At 62.6% G+C, this 17,433-nt stretch carries 13 protein-coding genes and 2 tRNA genes; 11 read left to right on the top strand and 4 right to left on the bottom strand.

Features of this window, described 5'->3' with window-relative positions; genetic code table 11:
* Positions 1-11 precede the first annotated feature (11 nt).
* The 3 genes from QRM57_RS05285 (at position 12) to QRM57_RS05275 (ending at position 2,483) form a co-directional block, all read left to right on the top strand.
* A complete protein-coding gene (locus QRM57_RS05285) occupies positions 12-1,016 on the top strand; it encodes a hypothetical protein (RefSeq protein WP_284985822.1) in 1,005 nt (334 codons plus the stop codon).
* Between the two features lie 97 nt (positions 1,017-1,113).
* Positions 1,114-1,596, top strand: coding sequence for a ribose-5-phosphate isomerase (locus QRM57_RS05280; RefSeq protein ID WP_257367922.1), 483 nt, complete (start codon positions 1,114-1,116; stop codon positions 1,594-1,596).
* Entirely contained in the window at positions 1,596-2,483 is an 888-nt protein-coding gene (locus tag QRM57_RS05275; protein ID WP_284985821.1) for an Fpg/Nei family DNA glycosylase, read from the top strand. The genes QRM57_RS05280 and QRM57_RS05275 overlap by 1 nt, the downstream gene beginning before the upstream one ends.
* Before the next feature lie 78 nt (positions 2,484-2,561).
* Here QRM57_RS05275 and QRM57_RS05270 read toward each other — a convergent pair.
* A tRNA-Gly gene (locus QRM57_RS05270) sits at positions 2,562-2,635 on the bottom strand.
* 126 nt (positions 2,636-2,761) lie between these two features.
* Between QRM57_RS05270 and QRM57_RS05265 the strand changes: the two genes are divergently transcribed.
* The 6 genes from QRM57_RS05265 to QRM57_RS05240 all read left to right on the top strand — a co-directional run bounded on the left by QRM57_RS05265 (position 2,762) and on the right by QRM57_RS05240 (position 7,983).
* Positions 2,762-2,836, top strand: a tRNA-Pro gene (locus QRM57_RS05265).
* Positions 2,837-2,905: 69 nt separating this feature from the next.
* Positions 2,906-4,288: a trigger factor gene (gene tig, locus QRM57_RS05260; RefSeq protein ID WP_284985820.1), complete on the top strand. Its 1,383-nt coding sequence runs from the start codon at positions 2,906-2,908 to the stop codon at positions 4,286-4,288.
* A gap of 218 nt (positions 4,289-4,506) precedes the next feature.
* Positions 4,507-5,118 carry an ATP-dependent Clp protease proteolytic subunit gene (locus QRM57_RS05255; protein WP_284985852.1) on the top strand — a complete coding sequence of 204 codons (612 nt, stop codon included), beginning with the start codon at positions 4,507-4,509 and terminating at the stop codon, positions 5,116-5,118.
* Between the two features lie 39 nt (positions 5,119-5,157).
* Entirely contained in the window at positions 5,158-5,817 is a 660-nt protein-coding gene (locus QRM57_RS05250) for an ATP-dependent Clp protease proteolytic subunit (RefSeq protein WP_018777832.1), read from the top strand.
* A 182-nt stretch (positions 5,818-5,999) separates the two neighbouring features.
* Complete coding sequence (clpX, locus tag QRM57_RS05245) at positions 6,000-7,289, top strand: ATP-dependent Clp protease ATP-binding subunit ClpX (RefSeq protein ID WP_284985819.1); 1,290 nt, start codon at positions 6,000-6,002, stop codon at positions 7,287-7,289.
* A 79-nt stretch (positions 7,290-7,368) separates the two neighbouring features.
* The gene (locus QRM57_RS05240; protein WP_284985818.1) at positions 7,369-7,983 is read left to right on the top strand and encodes a mycothiol-dependent nitroreductase Rv2466c family protein; all 615 of its coding nucleotides are present in this window, start codon (positions 7,369-7,371) and stop codon (positions 7,981-7,983) included.
* A 15-nt stretch (positions 7,984-7,998) separates the two neighbouring features.
* On the opposite strand, the gene QRM57_RS05235 is transcribed toward QRM57_RS05240, so the two are convergent.
* Positions 7,999-8,874, bottom strand: a complete 876-nt coding sequence (locus QRM57_RS05235; protein ID WP_284985817.1) for an Fpg/Nei family DNA glycosylase — start codon at positions 8,872-8,874, stop codon at positions 7,999-8,001.
* A 376-nt stretch (positions 8,875-9,250) separates the two neighbouring features.
* A complete protein-coding gene (gene valS / locus QRM57_RS05230) occupies positions 9,251-11,872 on the bottom strand; it encodes a valine--tRNA ligase (RefSeq protein WP_284985816.1) in 2,622 nt (873 codons plus the stop codon).
* A gap of 72 nt (positions 11,873-11,944) precedes the next feature.
* Here valS and QRM57_RS05225 point away from each other — a divergent pair, with 72 nt between their 5' ends.
* Entirely contained in the window at positions 11,945-12,724 is a 780-nt protein-coding gene (locus tag QRM57_RS05225) for an SDR family oxidoreductase (protein WP_257367930.1), read from the top strand.
* A 60-nt stretch (positions 12,725-12,784) separates the two neighbouring features.
* On the opposite strand, the gene QRM57_RS05220 is transcribed toward QRM57_RS05225, so the two are convergent.
* Positions 12,785-13,822 carry an endonuclease/exonuclease/phosphatase family protein gene (locus QRM57_RS05220; RefSeq protein ID WP_284985815.1) on the bottom strand — a complete coding sequence of 346 codons (1,038 nt, stop codon included), beginning with the start codon at positions 13,820-13,822 and terminating at the stop codon, positions 12,785-12,787.
* A gap of 325 nt (positions 13,823-14,147) precedes the next feature.
* Between QRM57_RS05220 and ileS the strand changes: the two genes are divergently transcribed.
* The gene (gene ileS / locus QRM57_RS05215) at positions 14,148-17,432 is read left to right on the top strand and encodes an isoleucine--tRNA ligase (protein ID WP_284985814.1); all 3,285 of its coding nucleotides are present in this window, start codon (positions 14,148-14,150) and stop codon (positions 17,430-17,432) included.
* The last annotated feature ends 1 nt before the right edge of the window (position 17,433 follow it).

Raw genomic sequence — 17,433 nt, 5'->3', positions numbered from 1 at the left:
AGCGTTGAAGCATGGGACGGTTCCGGGACACGCTCGACCTCCGCGCGCTACGGTTCGCGGTGGCTTTTCCTTTGATGCTCGCCGCAGGATTCGTTGTGTGCGCGCAGATGCTGCGCAACGACCTTCCGCAACCGGTCGCTGTCATGTGGAACGCCGACGGCGGCACCTCCTTCGCGCCTTTCGGCGCCTACGTAGCCGGAGGCGCAGCCCTGATCATCGTTTTCGGATGGGCCGCTTTCCTGCAGGCCGTACCGTTGGCCCGCCCGGTGGTCATGCGGCGCGTCATGATGGGCCTTGGACTCATGCTCAGCCTCTTCATCACCACTGTGCTGGCAGCCGGGCTGGTAGGGCAGTCGGGGCTTGCGGACGCCCGGTTGTCCCACGTCGATCCGATCGTGTTGGCAATGGGAAGCGGCGCAGCGTTGGCCCTCGGCATCGTGATGATGTTCGCTTTCAAGCCCGACCCCCGATGGACTCCCGAGGACGATGCCGCACTGCAATCGGAGCTTCGTCTCCTGGAGGACCCCGACCTCGCCAACGACACCCTGAGGATGTGGGTACATGCCCGGAGCTCCGTGTTCATCATGATCATTGTTTCGGCGCTCTTCCCGGCTGCACTGATCGCAGTGGTGGTTCCGTGGCTGGGTGCCTTGGTCGCCTTGGCGGCCCTGGTGGGCGCGGGATTCCTGTTCGCCCGGGTGCGTGCCGACAGGGGAGGGCTGCAGGTCTTCGCGGGCGGCCTCGTACGCGTCCTGGCCGTTCCCGCCGTCGACATCGCAGCAGCGGCACCCGCGGATGTCAAAGCTGCGGATTACGGCGGGTGGGGATGGCGCCACCACGACGACGCCACGGCAATGCTCGTCGGCAGCGGACCCGCGGTAGTCGTCAGGAGGCTCAATGGGCGGCGTGTGGCGCTGAGCGCCGGAACCCACGCCTCCGCTGACAAACTTGCCGGAATCCTGAACAGGGCGGCCCATCGGGCCCAAGGCGACGGGCAGACCCAACAGCCCGGCTAGCGGTACCCTAGGTAGCGCATCCCTCATCGCCGCGCCCGGCCAGTGCTGTGCCACTGCCCAGTGCCGTACCTGTGCGCCAGAAAGAAACGGACTTCCTGTGACTACACCCCGCGTCCACATAGCAACTGACCACGCCGGCATGGAACTGAGTGCCCACCTGGTCAGCCACCTCACAGCCAAGGGCTACGAGGTGGTGGATCACGGTCCCAAGGAATACGACGCCCTGGATGACTACCCGTCGTTCTGCATCAACGCAGGCGTCGCTGTGGTCGCCGACCAGGAAGCTGGCGTGCACGCCCTGGGAATCGTCCTTGGCGGCTCCGGTAACGGCGAACAAATTGCCGCAAACAAGGTCAAGGGTGTCCGCGCCGCCCTGGCTTGGAACCTTTCTACAGCCAAGCTCGCCCGCGAACACAACGATGCGAACGTCGTCGCAGTCGGAGGGCGCCAGCACAGCGTAGAGGAGGCCACGGAGTTGATCGAGGCATTCCTTGCTGAGCCTTTCAGCAACGACGAACGGCATGTCCGTCGGATCGGCAAGATCGCGGTGTACGAAAACACCGGCGAAATCGTCGAATAGTGCCAGAAGGCCACTCGGTCCATCGCCTGGCCCGCCAATTCCAGGATGTTTTTGGCGGTCAGCGGTTGGAAGTTACCAGTCCGCAAGGACGCTTCTCCACCGGGGCTGCGCTGCTGACCGGGCACACCATGGTTGACGCCATGGCCCACGGAAAGCAGTTTTTCCTCAGCTTTGACCACGGACTGTTCCTCCACGTTCACTTGGGCCTGTACGGCGCCTGGAGTTTCGGGGGCGACGAATCCTTTACCGGGGCGTCCAGCATCGGCGCTCCCCGTCGAATCGGCGAGCGGGAGACTGGCTCGGCCGCGCCGGACGGTGCCTACGCCGGACCGCCTCCGCCCGTAGGGGCGGTGCGTGTCCGCCTCGTTTCGGACCACGGATGGGCCGACCTGCGTGGGGCCACCACCTGTGCGGCAATCACAGCCGCGGAGGCAGAGGCCGTGCTGGCAAGGCTGGGCCCGGATCCTCTGCATAACCGGCCGGGGGACCGTGAGGAGTTTATTCGACGCCTGCGTCGCCGCAAGACTGCCGTTGCCTTGCTATTGATGGACCAGTCCGTGCTCGCCGGGGTGGGCAACATCTATCGGGCCGAAGTGCTGTTCAGACAGGCAGTTGATCCGTGGACCCCAGGAAGCAGCGTCGACGCCGAAACGGCTGGCCGGCTGTGGGATGACACGGTGGCAACAATGGCCGACGGCGTCCGTGACGGTCGGATTGTTACGACGCCTCCGTCGCTGTGGACCGGTGGAGGGGCAATCGCGCCCGACGCCGATGCGCACTTTGTCTATAAACGTCACGGCTTGCCCTGCCGGGCTTGCGGGACGCTGGTGGGCATCACCGAAATTGGTGCTCGAAAGCTGTATTGGTGTCCCGGCTGCCAGGTTTAGGCGGTTCCAGGCTCTGTTTCGAAGCCAAAAACAGCTGGAAGCAAAAAGCGCCCCGATCCGAAGATCGGGGCGCTTTGCTGGAGGGGACGACGGGAATCGAACCCGCGTAATCAGTTTGGAAGACTGAGGCTTTACCATTAAGCTACGTCCCCAGGTGGACATCCTCTTGAGGACGCTTTCCCTGTGGCTGTTGAAGCCGGGTACAACTAAACCTAATTCCGGCGGCGGTGTCAAATGTGCAATCTTGGCTCGCTTGCCCGTAGACTGTCCTGTGCATTCGGGGTGTAGCTCAGCTTGGCTAGAGCGCCTGCTTTGGGAGCAGGAAGTCGCAGGTTCAAATCCTGTCACCCCGACTCTGTGTTTGTGTCCGCTTCAGGGATACGACAGAACCCCATACCCACAAAATCAGGAGTACTTAGACTGTGAAGAGCGCTGTCGAGAACCTCACCGCAACGCGGGTCAAGCTCAACGTTGAGGTTCCCTTTGAGGAACTGAAGCCGAGCATCGATGCCGCGTACAAGACCGTTGCTTCGCAGATCCAGGTTCCCGGATTCCGCAAGGGCAAAGTTCCTTCCAAGCTCATCGACCAGCGCGTCGGCCGTGGCTATGTACTGGAAACGGCCATCAATGATGGCTTGAACGGCTGGTACCAGGCTGCTGTCCAGGAAACCGGCGTTCGTCCGCTGAGCCGTCCTGAGGTTGAAATCACCGAAGTTCCGGACCCGTCCGCAACCGATGGTGAACTCAAGTTCCAGGTCGAGATCGACGTCCGTCCCGAGATCGAACTGCCGGAATACTCCGGTATCAAGGTTGAGGTTGCTGCTGCGGAATCCTCCGAAGCCGACGTCGACAAGGCCCTCGATGAACTGCGCGGCCGTTTCGGCACGCTGAAGTCCGTTGAGCGTCCCGCCAAGAACGATGACTTCCTCACCATCGACATCAACGCCACGATCGACGGCGAAGAGATCGACTCCGCTGCCGGCCTGTCCTACCAGGTAGGCGCAGGCACCATGCTCGAAGGCCTGGACGAAGCCGTAACCGGCCTCTCTGCTGACGAAGAAGCAATCTTCGACACCACGCTTGTCGGCGGCGACCACGCCGGCGAAGCTGCTCAGGTCAAGGTCACGGTCAAGGCCGTGAAGGAGCGCGAGCTCCCTGAAGCCAACGATGACTTTGCGCAGCTGGCCTCAGAGTTCGACACCCTGGCTGAGCTCCGTGAGGACCTCGCCAAGCAGGCTGCCGACTCCAAGGTTGTTGAGCAGGGCGTTGAGGCCCGTGACAAGGTCCTGGACAAGCTCGTTGAGCTCGTCGATGTCCCCGTGCCGGACTCGGTGGTGGAAGAGCAGATCGAAGCGCACTTCAACCCGGAGAACGCACACGGCGAAGGTGACCACGACACCGAGGAGCACCGCGCCGAGGTCAAGGCCAACACTGAGCGTGCCTTCCAGAACGAAATCATCCTTGACGCCATCGCGGACAAGGAAGAGGTCAATGTCAGCCAGAACGAGCTCATTGACTACATCGTGACCACCGCCAGCCAGTACGGCATGGACCCGAACCAGTTCGCCCAGATCATTGATCAGAGCGGCCAGGTTCCCATGATGGTTTCCGAGGTCCGCCGCCGCAAGGCGCTGGCCGTCGTCCTGGGCCAGGCAGAGGTTGTCGACTCCGAGGGCAACAAGGTTGACCTCACGGACTTCGTCCGGCCTGCCGGCGAAGCTGCAGCTGAAGATGCTGAAGCTGTCGAAGCAGCCGACGAAACGGAAACTCCCGCAAGCGACGATCCCGCCGCTGTGAAGTTCTAGTACACGCCGTCAACCGACCCCGGATCTTCTGATCCGGGGTCGGTTTGCTTTAAGGCCCCGTTGGCGCTGATCCCAAACGTGCGCCGTCAGCGAACAGCGCGATTCCGGCGAACAAATCACCCCCGAAAACGGTTAGTGTCCAAGTAGTGAAGTTCAGTGAGGTCACTGGCACCAGCGAGAGGTAAGTACTTATGTCACAGCAATCAGAGGCTCCCCGGATGGCAACTGTCGATCCCGCAGCCCAGGACAACTACATCTACAACCGCCTGCTGAAAGAGCGCATCATTTGGCTCGGCTCTGAAGTGCGTGACGAGAACGCCAACGCCATCTGCTCGCAGCTGCTCCTGCTCTCGGCCGAAGACCCGGAGAAGGACATCTACCTGTACATCAACTCCCCTGGTGGGTCCGTGACAGCCGGTATGGCCATCTACGACACCATGCAGTTCATCCCGAACGACGTCGTCACCGTCGCCACCGGCCTGGCTGCTTCCATGGGCCAGTTCCTCCTGTCCTCCGGAACCAAGGGCAAGCGCTATGCAACCCCCAACGCCCGCATCCTGATGCACCAGCCCTCGGGCGGCATCGGCGGCACTGCCTCGGACATCAAGATCCAGGCTGAGCTGATCCTGCACATGAAGAAGGTCATGGCTGAGCTGACCGCGGAGCAGACGGGCCAGACCGTCGAAACCATCCTCAAGGACAACGACCGCGACAAGTGGTTCACCGCTACCGAGGCCCTGGAGTACGGATTCTTCGACAAGATTTCGGCGCACGCCGGTTCTGTTGCCGGCGGTGGCGGAACGGCCAACCAGTCGAACTCCGACAACTGACCGGCACTAAAGAACCACTGAAACCCAGGAGTAAAGAACATGAACTACAACTTCGGATGGTCTGCCGGTAATCTCCCGTCCAGCCGTTACGTCCTGCCCCAGTTCGAAGAGCGCACGCCTTACGGCTTCAAGCGCCAGGACCCGTACACCAAGCTGTTCGAGGACCGCATTATCTTCCTCGGCGTCCAGGTTGACGATGCCTCGGCCGATGACATCATGGCCCAGTTGCTGGTCCTCGAGTCAACGGACCCGGACCGTGACATTACCTTGTACATCAATTCGCCGGGTGGCTCGTTCACCGCCATGACGGCTATCTACGACACCATGCAGTACATTCGCCCGGAGATCCAGACGGTCTGCCTCGGCCAGGCGGCCAGCGCCGCAGCGGTCCTGCTCGCCGCCGGTACACCCGGGAAGCGCCTGGCGCTGCCGAATGCCCGCGTACTGATCCACCAGCCAGCTCTGTCCGGTGGCCAGGGTGGCCAGGCCTCTGACCTGGAGATTCAAGCTGCCGAGGTCATGCGTATGCGTACATGGCTTGAGGACACGCTGGCCCACCACTCGGGTCGCACTTCGGAGCAGGTAAACAATGACATCGAGCGTGACAAGATCCTGACGGCCGCCGAAGCCATGAACTATGGTCTGATCGACCAGGTCCTTGACTCCCGGAAGATCAAGCCCCAGGCAATCGCCCGGTAGTAACCGGAATTGGACGCCGGTGCGGTTCACGAAATATGGACCGCACCGGCGTTCTGTTTCCACCCAAGCAGCCCATTGTGACCTAGAGTGGATCTTGTCACGGTGGTGCCAACCGCGGCATGGCCGCACACTTGAGTACGGCGCGGCGCCGCATCACCCGCATGCAACGAAGGGATTCCCACATGGCTCGGATTGGCGAGAGCACGGATCTGCTGAAGTGTTCTTTCTGCGGAAAGAGCCAAAAGCAGGTGCGGAAGCTGATTGCCGGGCCCGGTGTGTACATCTGTGACGAGTGCATCGAGCTCTGCAACGAAATCATCGAAGAGGAGCTTGCAGAGGTTTCCGATCTCGGTAGCTTCGAACTGCCCAAGCCCCGTGAGATCTTCGACTTCCTGCAGGAATACGTCATTGGCCAGGAACCGGCGAAAAGGTCCCTGGCTGTTGCCGTGTACAACCACTACAAGCGCATCCAGGCAGGGCACGCACCCAAGACCGGAAGCCTGGGCGAGGGCTCGCACCACGAGGACGTGGAAATTGCCAAGTCCAACATCCTGCTGATTGGGCCCACCGGCTGCGGAAAGACCTACTTGGCCCAGACACTGGCGCGGCGGCTCAACGTGCCGTTTGCTGTTGCCGATGCCACGGCCTTGACGGAGGCGGGCTACGTTGGCGAGGACGTTGAGAACATCCTTCTGAAGCTCATCCAGGCCGCCGACTATGACGTCAAGAAGGCCGAACAGGGCATCATCTACATCGACGAGATCGACAAAATTTCCCGTAAGAGCGAAAACCCCTCGATCACGAGGGATGTCTCCGGAGAAGGTGTCCAGCAGGCGCTCCTGAAGATCCTCGAGGGCACAGTGGCCTCGGTTCCACCGCAGGGCGGCCGGAAGCACCCCCACCAGGAATTCATCCAGATCGACACCACCAATGTGCTCTTCATCGTGGCCGGTGCGTTCGCTGGATTGGAAGACATCATTGGTTCCCGGTCCGGGCGCAAGGGCATCGGCTTCGGAGCTCCGCTGAACGAGGCCAGGGACAACGTCGACACATATGGCGAAGTCATGCCCGAGGATCTGCTCAAGTTCGGGTTGATTCCCGAATTCATTGGTCGGCTCCCGGTCATCACCACAGTTTCCAGCCTTGACCGGCCCGCCTTGATCCAGATTCTGTCCACCCCAAAGAACGCCTTGGTGAAGCAGTACCAGAAGATGTTCCAGCTTGACGGTGTGGACCTGCAGTTCGACGACGACGCCCTGGACGCCATTGCCGACCAGGCGCTGGAGCGCGGCACGGGAGCCCGCGGCCTCCGGGCGATCATGGAAGAAGTACTGCTGCCAGTGATGTTCGATCTTCCCAGCAGGGACGATATCGCCACGGTGGTCATCACCTCCGACGTCGTACTCAAGAAGGCGCAGCCCACCATGATTGCCCACGATGTCGTGGCCAAGCGCAGGAATAAGTCGGCCTAGGCGCCTGTTGGCGTAAATAAGGCAAGGCTCCGCCGGAGTCGCCAGCCAACCACCTTCCCACCTTTCCGAGGAGTTCCCTGTGCCCGAACAGACTGCCAACAAAGCTGATTTCTGGTTCGACCCCGTCTGCCCGTTCGCGTGGATCACGTCACGTTGGATCGGGGAAGTGGAGCAGGTTCGTGGAATTGAGACTGAATGGCATGTCATGAGCCTCTCGGTCCTCAACGAAGGCCGTGACCTGCCCGACGAGTACCGCGCCATGATGGACAACAGCTGGGGACCTGTCCGTGTCATCATTGCCGCCCAGGAACTGCACGGCGACAGCTACGTCAAGCCCCTCTACGACGCCATGGGGGAGCAGATCCACCATGAAGGCAACAAGGACCGCGCCTCCGTCATCCAGAAGGCGTTGGCCGAGGTAGGCCTTCCTGCAGAGCTGGCACGTTTCGCAGACTCGGACGAGTATGACGCCAAGCTGCGCGAAAGCCACGAAGCCGGTATCTCCCTGGTCGGCCAGGATGTGGGTACCCCGGTGGTTGCGTTCAACGGAACAGCATTCTTCGGCCCGGTCCTGACCCGGATTCCGCGCGGCGAAGTGGCCGGTAAGCTGTGGGACGCCACGGTCACTTTGGCTGACTACCCACACTTCTTCGAGCTGAAGCGCAGCCGCTCGGAAAGCCCCGAATTCAGCTAGCCGGAAATAATCCAGCTACTTCAGGAACCGTGATGTCCTCCGGTCGGCGAGGATCTTGCCGTTGGTCTGGCACGTAGCGCAATACTGCAGGGAGGTGTCCGCGAAGGACACCTCCCTGACTGTATCCCCACAGACCGGGCACGGTTGTCCTGTCCTTGCGTGCACACGGAAATTGCTGCGCTTGGTGTCTTTGAGTTCACTGGATGGCTTGCCGGCCGCGGCGTTGACGGCACCCACCAGGACGTCCTGCATGGAGGCGTAGAGTCGCGCCACGGTAGCCTGGTCCAGTGACTTCGCGCTTGCGAAGGGAGAGATCTTGGCGGCGTGGAGGATTTCGTCGCTGTAGGCGTTCCCGATTCCGGCAATGACGCCCTGGCTGCGGAGCAGCCCTTTGATCTGTTGCGAACTGGACGCGAGGATGGCTGCGAAAGTGTCGACGTCGAAGTCCGGGCTGAGCGGCTCGGGCCCCAGGGTAGCGATACCCGGTACGTCATGGGGATCCTTGACCACATAGATAGCCAGGCTCTTCTTGGTTCCGGCTTCGGTCAGGTCCAAGCCGATGTGCGCGTCGTCGGAAGGCCGGTGAAGCAACAGTCGCGCCGCGATGTTGCTTTTCCCCATGCGCAGTCCGGCAGATGATGGGTGCTCCGTGTAGCGCACCCAGCCGGCCTTCGCCAAGTGGAACACGAAGAACAGGCCTTCGACATCGATGCACACGAACTTCCCGATGCGTCGGACCCCTCGAACGGTCCTGCCTTCGAGGGCGCTGTAGGGCGGGTCGGCTGTCTTGAGCGCCGAGAACGAGTTGATGCGGACCTCGGTGAGCACGGCGCCATGGAGTTGGGTGTCCAGGTACATGCACAGCCCGTGCACTTCGGGGAGTTCCGGCATGGTCATACTCTGCCACATGGCAGGGCGAACCCACAGAAAGAGGGAGCAAAAAGCCCTCGACGAACTACAGTTCTGTAGTTCTTCCGAAGGCCTTGTGCATCGCCCGCAGCGGGACAACAATGGTTCTTACCCACTTCGAAAGAAGAGGGACACGGAAACCAAAGATTCAGTGATATGCAACCAACGCAGCCTTCGGCGAAGTTGGAAGCAAGCTACCAGTGACGAGGTAGGAAGACCTGAAATTCCAAGGATTCCGCCAGACTGCCAAGCCGTCACCAAGCAGCCGAAAAGTCGAAGCCCCACCAACGGCAAAACGCTGATGGGGCTTCCCCTTTGCCCAAAACGGGCACGATGCCGCTAACGCGGATCCTGGCTGCTAGGACGCTGTAACGTCCTCCACGGGTGCCAGGACAACATCACTGACGGTCAGGTCGCCTTCCCCGGACTGGAGCGTGATTTCCTTGGCGTTGGCAGCTGCCTTCAGGTCACCGAGGCCAGCCTTCAACTGGGCTACGAGTACCTCAGGAGCGGTGATGGCTGCTGAGAGTACCTCGGTGCGCTGCTTGACCTTGGCTTCGGACTTGGCTTTCCGGATACCGCTGAGGGCAACGCCCACGGTGCTGAGCATGGTGGTATCGCCGTCGGTGATTTCCACGGCGGCGGGCCATGCCGCACGGTGGACCGAACCGGTGCGCCACCAACCCCATACCTCTTCGGTAGCGAAGGGCAGGAACGGCGCGAACAAGCGCAGGAGTGCGTCCAGCGTGGTTGCCAGCGCTGCAAGCACGGAGGCCTGTTCTGCTTCGCCGGCCGCACCGTAGGCGCGGTCCTTGATGAGCTCCACGTAATCGTCCGTGAACTGCCAGAAGAACGATTCCGTGATCTGGAGCGCACGGGCGTAGTCGTAGTTTTCAAACGCCTTGGTTGACTGCGCGACGACGTCCGAGAGTTGGGCGAGCAGCGCGCGGTCCAGCGGGTTGATCAGTACCGAAAGGTCGGTGGTGACAACCGAGTTCTCCGTGGCACCGAGGTTCAGCACGAACTTCGAGGCGTTGAGTAACTTGATGGCCAGGCGGCGGCCGATCTTCATCTGCGCGATCTCGTACGCGGTGTCGGCGCCAAGCTTGGCTGATGCAGCCCAATAACGGACAGCGTCAGAGCCGTACTCGTTGAGCACATCCGTGGGCACCACAACATTGCCCTTGGACTTGGACATCTTCTTACGGTCCGGGTCCAGGATCCAGCCGGAAATGGCCGCATGCTTCCAGGGGGCGCTCTTCTGCAAGGCATCCGCACGGACGGCCGAGGAGAACAGCCAGGTGCGGATGATGTCGTGGCCTTGGGGACGGAGGTCGAAGGGGTAGACCTTGGAGAACAGGTCCTCGTCGCGGCTCCAACCGCCCACAATCTGCGGGGTGAGGGAAGATGTGGCCCAAGTGTCCAGGACATCGGCGTCACCCGTAAAGCCGTTGGCCTGGTCGCGCTGCGATTCCTCGAAGCCGGGAGCGGCGTCGGCGGCGGGGTCCACCGGCAGCATGTCGTCAGAGGGCAGGATGGGGTTGTCGTAGTCCGGGTTGCCTTGGGCGTCCAGCGGGTACCAGACGGGGATGGGCACACCGAAGAAGCGCTGGCGCGATACGAGCCAGTCGCCGTTCAGGCCGGCGATCCAGTTTTCGTAGCGGGAGCGCATGAAGGCCGGGTGGAAGGTGATCTCCTGGCCACGGCCGATCAGCCGTTCCCGGCGTTCCTCGTCGCGGCCACCGTTGCGGATGTACCACTGACGGGACGTCACCACTTCGAGGGGCTTGTCGCCCTTCTCGAAGAAGTTCACAGGGTGGGTGATCTTCTTGGGTTCGCCATCGAGCAGATCGGCGGCCTTGAGCAGTTCCACCACGGCTTCCTTGGCGGAGAAAGCGGTCTTGCCGGCGATGGCTGCGTAGGCTTCCTTGCCGGCTTCGGTATTGATCCACTCCGGGGTGTCGGCGATGATCCTGCCGTCGCGGCCCATGATGGCTCGCGTGGGGAGCTGGAGTTCACGCCACCAGGTGACGTCGGTCAGGTCGCCGAACGTACACACCATAGCGATGCCGGAACCCTTGTCCGCCTTGGCGAGCGGGTGGGCCTTGACCTCAAGTTCCACGTCGAAGAGGGGAGACTTTACTGTCTTGCCGAACAGCGGCTGGTACCGCTCGTCGTCGGGGTTTGCCACCAGAGCTGCGCAGGCAGCAAGCAGTTCCGGGCGGGTGGTCTCGATGAAGATCTTTTCGCCGTCTTCGGTGAAGAAGGGGTAGCGGTAGTAGGCGCCGGCAACTTCGCGGTCCTCGAGCTCGGCCTGCGCCACAGCGGTACGGAAGGTAACGTCCCACAGTGTCGGTGCCTCGGCCATGTAGGCGTCTCCGGCGGACAGGTTCGCGAGGAAGGCGCGCTGCGACACGGCGCGGGAGGTGTCGTCGATGGTGCGGTATGTCAGGTCCCAGTCCACGGACAGGCCCAGGGTCTGGAACAGGTTCTCGAAGACTTTCTCGTCCTCAACGGCGAGTTCCTCGCACAGTTCGATGAAGTTCTGGCGCGAAACGACGTCGAAATCGCGCTGGTTCTTGGCCGGCTGAGCCGGGGGCGTGTAGTCAGCCTTGTAGGGAACGGCGGGATCGCAGCGCACACCGTAGTAGTTCTGGACACGGCGCTCGGTGGGCAGCCCGTTGTCGTCCCAGCCCATGGGGTAGAACACGTTCTTGCCCGTCATGCGCATGTAGCGGGCCTGGACGTCGGTCTGGGTGAAGGAGAACATGTGGCCCACGTGGAGGGAGCCTGATGCCGTCGGCGGGGGAGTGTCGATCGAGTAGACCTGCTCCCGGGTGGTGTCCGGGTTGAACTTGTAGGTTCCCTCGCTCAGCCAGCGCTGCGTGAGGGCAGCCTCGAGGCCTTCAAGGGCCGGCTTGTCGGGAACGTTGATGGGGGCGGTGGCGGGCGTGTCTGTACCCTGCGTTGATTCAGCCATGGACCAATTGTTTCATGGCCCGGCGTTACAACCCGCCGTCCGGTGCCCCCGCACGCCCGATAGGGTAGTGCCATGACTTTGGCAGCACACCAGACCCCCGCAGTCCAGAACAAAACCGCCGTCGTTACGGGGGCGAGCACCGGCATCGGAGAAGCCACCGTGAGGGCGTTGGCTTCCACCGGCTGGAAGGTCTTCGCGGTGGCACGCAGGGCTGACCGCCTTGGCGCCCTGGGTGCCGAAACCGGCGCCGTGCCGTTCCCGGCTGACATCACGGTCGACGACGACGTTGCGGCCTTGCTCGCGGCCGTCACCGAAGCCGGAGGTGCGGACACCCTCATTAACATCGCCGGTGGTGCCCGTGGCGCGGACATCATCGCGAACGCCGACACCGAGGACTGGGACTGGATGTACCAGGTAAACGTCCTGGGCACCATGAAAATCACGCGGGCGTTCCTGCCGATGCTGCGCGACAACGGCGAAGGAACTGTCCTCAACCTGACCTCGACGGCCGGGCTGTCCGCCTACGAAGGCGGTGCCGGCTACAACGCGGCCAAGTTCGCCCAGCACGCCATGACCAATGCCCTGCGCCTGGAAGAGGTTGGCAACAACGTCCGGGTCATAGAGGTCGCTCCCGGTCTTGTGCACACGGAGGAGTTCGCCCTTAACCGCTTGGGCGACAAGGACGCCGCTGCCAAGGTGTACGAGGGCGTCGAGAAGCCCCTGACCGCTGCGGACGTGGCCGACGTCGTAAAGTACGCCGTCTCCTTGCCGCACCACATCAACCTCGACCAGATCGTGGTCCGCCCGGTAGCCCAGGCCGCCAACCACAAACTGATCCGGAACCAGGCCTAAACCGTCGCCGGCCCGCCAAACCGTTGCAAGCCAGCGACGGCTTAGCGGGTAAGGGACGAGTTAGCCGGCAGGGACGCTGAGCGTGGCCATGATGGCTGCGTGGTCGCTGCCGGGAACCTGGCGGACCGAGTAGTTGCTGCTGCTGATCCGGGGCGTTGTCACCATATGGTCGATGACGATCCCCGGAAGCGGTGGCCCCTCCATCGGCCACGTGGGGGAGAACCGGGCACCTGCGGCTGTCCCTGCATCCACCAGTTTGCGTCCGTCCGGTCCCGAGTCCAGCAAGGCCCGGAACTCCGAATGGTCATAGGTGGAGTTGTAGTCGCCCATGAGCAGCTGGTTGCCGGGCCGGGCTGCCTGGCGGGCGATCTTCGCAAGGTCGCTCCGCCACTGGGCTATGCGCTCATCCACAGGAGGAAGAGTGTGCACATTGGTTAGGTGCAGCGCGGCCGTGGCACCGGCGGCCGGATCGGCCACTTGGACGCGAGTGACGTCCATGGTGAACGGGGTGTCCGGCAGTTGTCCCTCGGCTTCCAACGGAAACACCGAATACACCGCGCCGCCCGATGCGTCGTCATTGGGTTTGCTGAGGTGTTGGGGCAGCAACCTCTCCAGGCCCTCGGACCGTAGGCGATCCTCCAGTCCTTGAGTGAACTCCTGGATCACCAACAGCTGGACGCCGTTGTCGCGGACCAAACCCACGATCGTGGCCGCATCCGCCCCGCCATACTCGGAGTTCAGGCTCATGACCCTAATATCCGCGGCAGGGGTCCCCGCGGACGAGGGCTCCGCCTTTCCTGCATCAAAGGGGAAAAGCCAGAACAACTGCGCGGCAAGCAGGACCGTGCTGGTGCCCATCACCCAGGCACGCCGCCCCAGTACCGCGAGGAGCAATGCCAGCACCGTAGGCAGCACCATCCACGGGGTGAAAGACAGCAGCTGGACCACCGGCAGAGGCCACTCAGCGGGAACAGCACGGAAGATGGACAGCCCCGCTACCGGGAGCATAAGGAGCAAGGCCAGCACCGACCACACAATGGACGGCCGTCGCTGTCGAGCGGGGCGGGTTTCCGGAACGGCAGCAGCTGGATGCGTCATGGGTCCGAGTCTATTCACGCGCGGCGCGCGGCCGCCTATCAGGGAGGAACTGCCGAGTAGAGCAAGGAGCCCCGCTGCCGCTAGACTTGGAGGACAAGCTTTGACCCGGCCATCACCGGTGAGCTTCCGGAAGAACAGCACTGACCGTCCACGTGGCGGCCAGCGCCCAGTAGAACCGGACGGGTAAGCCCGTCACAGCAGTAATGAGAGGCCGGAGCCCCGTGTTCCGGTAAGTGAGGTGGTACCGCGGTACCCGTGTCGCTGACAAGCGGCACAGGAGCCGTCCTCGCATCCTGACAGTCAACCAGCTATCACAGGATATGAGATGACCCACTACCCCAAGGCCTCAGCGTCTTCTTCCGGCACGCACGGCGTGTCCGCTTCCGTGAAGTTCCCGGAGATCGAAGAGCGCATCCTCAAATACTGGGATGAAGACGGCACCTTCCAGGCCAGCATCGACCAGCGCGATGCAGGCAAGGACGGCAGCAACGAATTCGTCTTCTACGACGGCCCTCCCTTCGCCAATGGCCTGCCCCACTACGGCCACCTCTTGACGGGCTACGCCAAGGACCTCGTGGGCCGCTACCAGACCCAGCGGGGCAAGCGCGTGGAACGCCGCTTCGGCTGGGACACCCACGGACTGCCGGCAGAGCTTGAGGCCATGAAGCAGCTCGGCATGACGGACAAAACCCAAATCGAAGCCATGGGCATCGACAAGTTCAACGATGCCTGCCGTGCCTCAGTCATGAAGTACGCCAACGAATGGAAGGCCTACGTCACCCGCCAGGCCCGCTGGGTGGACTTCGAGAACGACTACAAGACCCTCAACGTCGAGTACATGGAGTCGGTCCTCTGGGCTTTCAAGCAGCTGCACGAGAAAGGCCTGACCTACAACGGCTACCGCGTCCTTCCGTATTGCTGGAAAGACGAGACGCCACTGTCCAACCATGAGCTCCGCATGGACGACGACGTCTACAAGAACCGCCAGGACCAAACAGTCACGGTCACGTTCCCCATCAAGGCCAACGGCTCCGCGCTTTCCAAGGAACTCGAAGGCGTCCAGGCGCTCGCCTGGACCACGACGCCCTGGACGCTGCCCACCAACGCAGCGCTCGCCGTCGGGCCTGACATCTCTTATGCAGTGCTGCCCGCCGGACCGAACGGCGTGAAGGCCGCTTCCGCTGAGGCGCCGGTTTCCGGAAGCTTCATGCTGGCCGCTGATCTCGTGGGGTCCTACGCCAAGGACCTGGGGTACGACGACGCCGCTGCCGCAGCTGCCGCTGTAGTGTCCACTTACACGGGCGCCCAGTTGGAAGGCCTCGAGTACGAACCGCTCTGGAACGATTTCGCCGATACCGAAAAGTACGGGACCCAGAATGCCTGGCGGATCCTCGTTGCGGACTACGTCACCACCACCGACGGTACGGGCATCGTCCACCAGGCTCCGGCTTACGGTGAAGATGACCAGAAAGTCTGTGAAGAAGCCGGCATCCCCGTGGTTCTTTCCGTGGATGAGGGAGCCAGGTTCCTTCCCCTGTTCGCCCATGGCCGCCTCGCGGAAATCGTCGGCCTGCAGGTCTTCGAGGCCAACAAACCAATCACGCAGGTTCTCCGTGCCGACGGCCGCTTGGTGCGCCAGGCCAGCTACGAGCACAGCTACCCACACTGCTGGCGCTGCCGTAACCCCTTGATCTACCGCGCTGTGTCCTCCTGGTACGTGGAAGTCACCAAGTTCAAGGACCGCATGTCCGAGCTGAACCAGGAGATCAACTGGATCCCCGGCAACGTCAAGGACGGCCAGTTCGGCAAGTGGCTGGAGAACGCACGTGACTGGTCCATCAGCCGCAACCGCTACTGGGGTTCGCCCATCCCGGTGTGGCAGTCGGACGATCCCGAGTACCCGCGCACCGACGTCTACGGCTCGTTGGCCGACCTTGAGGCGGACTTTGGCCGGCTTCCTGTCAACAACGAAGGACAGGTGGACCTGCACCGCCCGTTCATCGATGAACTGACCCGGCCCAACCCGGACGATCCCTCGGGTAAATCAACCATGCGCCGCGTGGAAGATGTCTTGGATGTATGGTTCGATTCCGGCTCGATGCCTTACGGGCAGGTCCACTACCCGTTCCAAAACGAGGAATGGTTCGACACCCACAACCCTGCGGACTTCATCGTGGAGTACATCGGCCAGACCCGTGGCTGGTTCTACATGCTGCACATCCTGTCCACGGCGCTGTTCGACCGGCCGGCGTTCCGCAACGTCATCAGCCACGGCATCGTGCTGGGCTCCGACGGGCAAAAGATGTCCAAGAGCTTGCGCAACTACCCGGACGTGTCCGAGGTCCTTGACCGCGACGGTTCCGACGCGATGCGCTGGTTCCTCATGTCCAGCCCCATCCTCCGCGGAGGCAACCTGATCGTCACCGAACAGGGCATCCGTGACGGCGTGCGGCAGGTCATCCTCCCGCTGTGGAACGTGTACAGCTTCTTCACGCTGTACACCAACGCCGCCAACGGCGGTGCGGGTTACGACGCGAAGCTGCGTTACGACGGCTACTCCGACACGCTGGACCAGTACCTCATGGCCAACACGGGGGACCTGGTCCGCAACGTCACGGCAAGCCTGGACAGCTATGACATCTCCGGTGCCTGCGACGAACTGCGCAGCTACCTGGACATGCTCACCAACTGGTACGTCCGACGCAGCCGCCAGCGCTTCTTCGACGAGAACGTTGATGCCTTCGACGCCCTGTACACGGCCCTCGAAACGATCTGCCGTGTCTCCGCCTCCTTGCTCCCGCTTGTCTCCGAGGAGATCTGGCGCGGATTGACGGGCGGACGTTCGGTCCACCTGGCTGACTGGCCTGACGCTGCGTTGTTCCCGTCCAACCCGGGACTCGTCGAAGCCATGGACCGTGTCCAGCAGATCTGCTCCACCGGTTCGAGCTTGCGCAAAGCCGCCAACCTTCGCGTACGCCTGCCGTTGCAGGAACTGACTGTGGTGGCACCCGGCGCGGATGTGCTGGAAGGCTTTGCCGCCGTCGTCGCGGATGAACTGAACCTGCGCTCGGTGCGCCTCATGGATGCTTCCTCTGCTTCGCCGGAAGAGTTCGGTATCGAGCAGAAGCTCGTGGTCAACGCCCGGGCCGCCGGTCCGCGCCTGGGCAAGAACGTCCAGCAGGCCATCAAGGGCTCCAAGTCCGGCGACTGGTCCGTGAACGATGGAGTCGTGGTGGCCGGCGGCCTTGAGCTGGAGCCCCACGAATACACCCTGGAAACAGTGGTGGCCCAGTCGGCCGACGGCGGTGCTGCCGCTGCCGCCGTCCTGCCCGGTGGCGGTTTTGTGGTCCTCAACACCGAGGTCACGCCGGAACTTGCCGCCGAGGGACTGGCCCGCGACATGGTCCGGGCCATCCAGCAGGCACGCAAGGACGCTGGACTCAATGTCAGTGACCGCATCCGCACCTCTGTTCATGCCGCGCAGGACGTTGTCGGCGCCCTGGAAGCCAACGCTGAGCTGATCAAGACCGAGACACTCACCGTGGAACTCGAAGTCCTGGTTGCCGGCGTCGACGAACCGCAGGTCACCGTGGCAAAGGCAGGGGCCTGAT

Origin of the sequence: Arthrobacter sp. fls2-241-R2A-172 (assembly GCF_030208885.1) — a bacterium.
GTDB lineage: Bacteria > Actinomycetota > Actinomycetes > Actinomycetales > Micrococcaceae > Arthrobacter.
The sequence above is the reverse complement of the archived record's forward strand: the minus strand, read 5'-3'. Positions and strand labels throughout refer to the sequence as shown.

Excerpts from the sequence above, each read along its gene's own strand:
- QRM57_RS05250 (WP_018777832.1), top strand. The coding sequence starts at position 5,158 with ATGAACTACAACTTCGGATGGTCTGCCGGTAATCTCCCGTCCAGCCGT.
- clpX (WP_284985819.1), top strand. The coding sequence starts at position 6,000 with ATGGCTCGGATTGGCGAGAGCACGGATCTGCTGAAGTGTTCTTTCTGC.
- QRM57_RS05220 (WP_284985815.1), bottom strand. The coding sequence starts at position 13,822 with ATGACGCATCCAGCTGCTGCCGTTCCGGAAACCCGCCCCGCTCGACAG.
- valS (WP_284985816.1), bottom strand. The coding sequence starts at position 11,872 with ATGGCTGAATCAACGCAGGGTACAGACACGCCCGCCACCGCCCCCATC.
- QRM57_RS05285 (WP_284985822.1), top strand. The coding sequence starts at position 12 with ATGGGACGGTTCCGGGACACGCTCGACCTCCGCGCGCTACGGTTCGCG.
- QRM57_RS05235 (WP_284985817.1), bottom strand. The coding sequence starts at position 8,874 with ATGCCGGAACTCCCCGAAGTGCACGGGCTGTGCATGTACCTGGACACC.
- ileS (WP_284985814.1), top strand. The coding sequence starts at position 14,148 with ATGACCCACTACCCCAAGGCCTCAGCGTCTTCTTCCGGCACGCACGGC.
- QRM57_RS05255 (WP_284985852.1), top strand. The coding sequence starts at position 4,507 with ATGGCAACTGTCGATCCCGCAGCCCAGGACAACTACATCTACAACCGC.
- QRM57_RS05225 (WP_257367930.1), top strand. The coding sequence starts at position 11,945 with ATGACTTTGGCAGCACACCAGACCCCCGCAGTCCAGAACAAAACCGCC.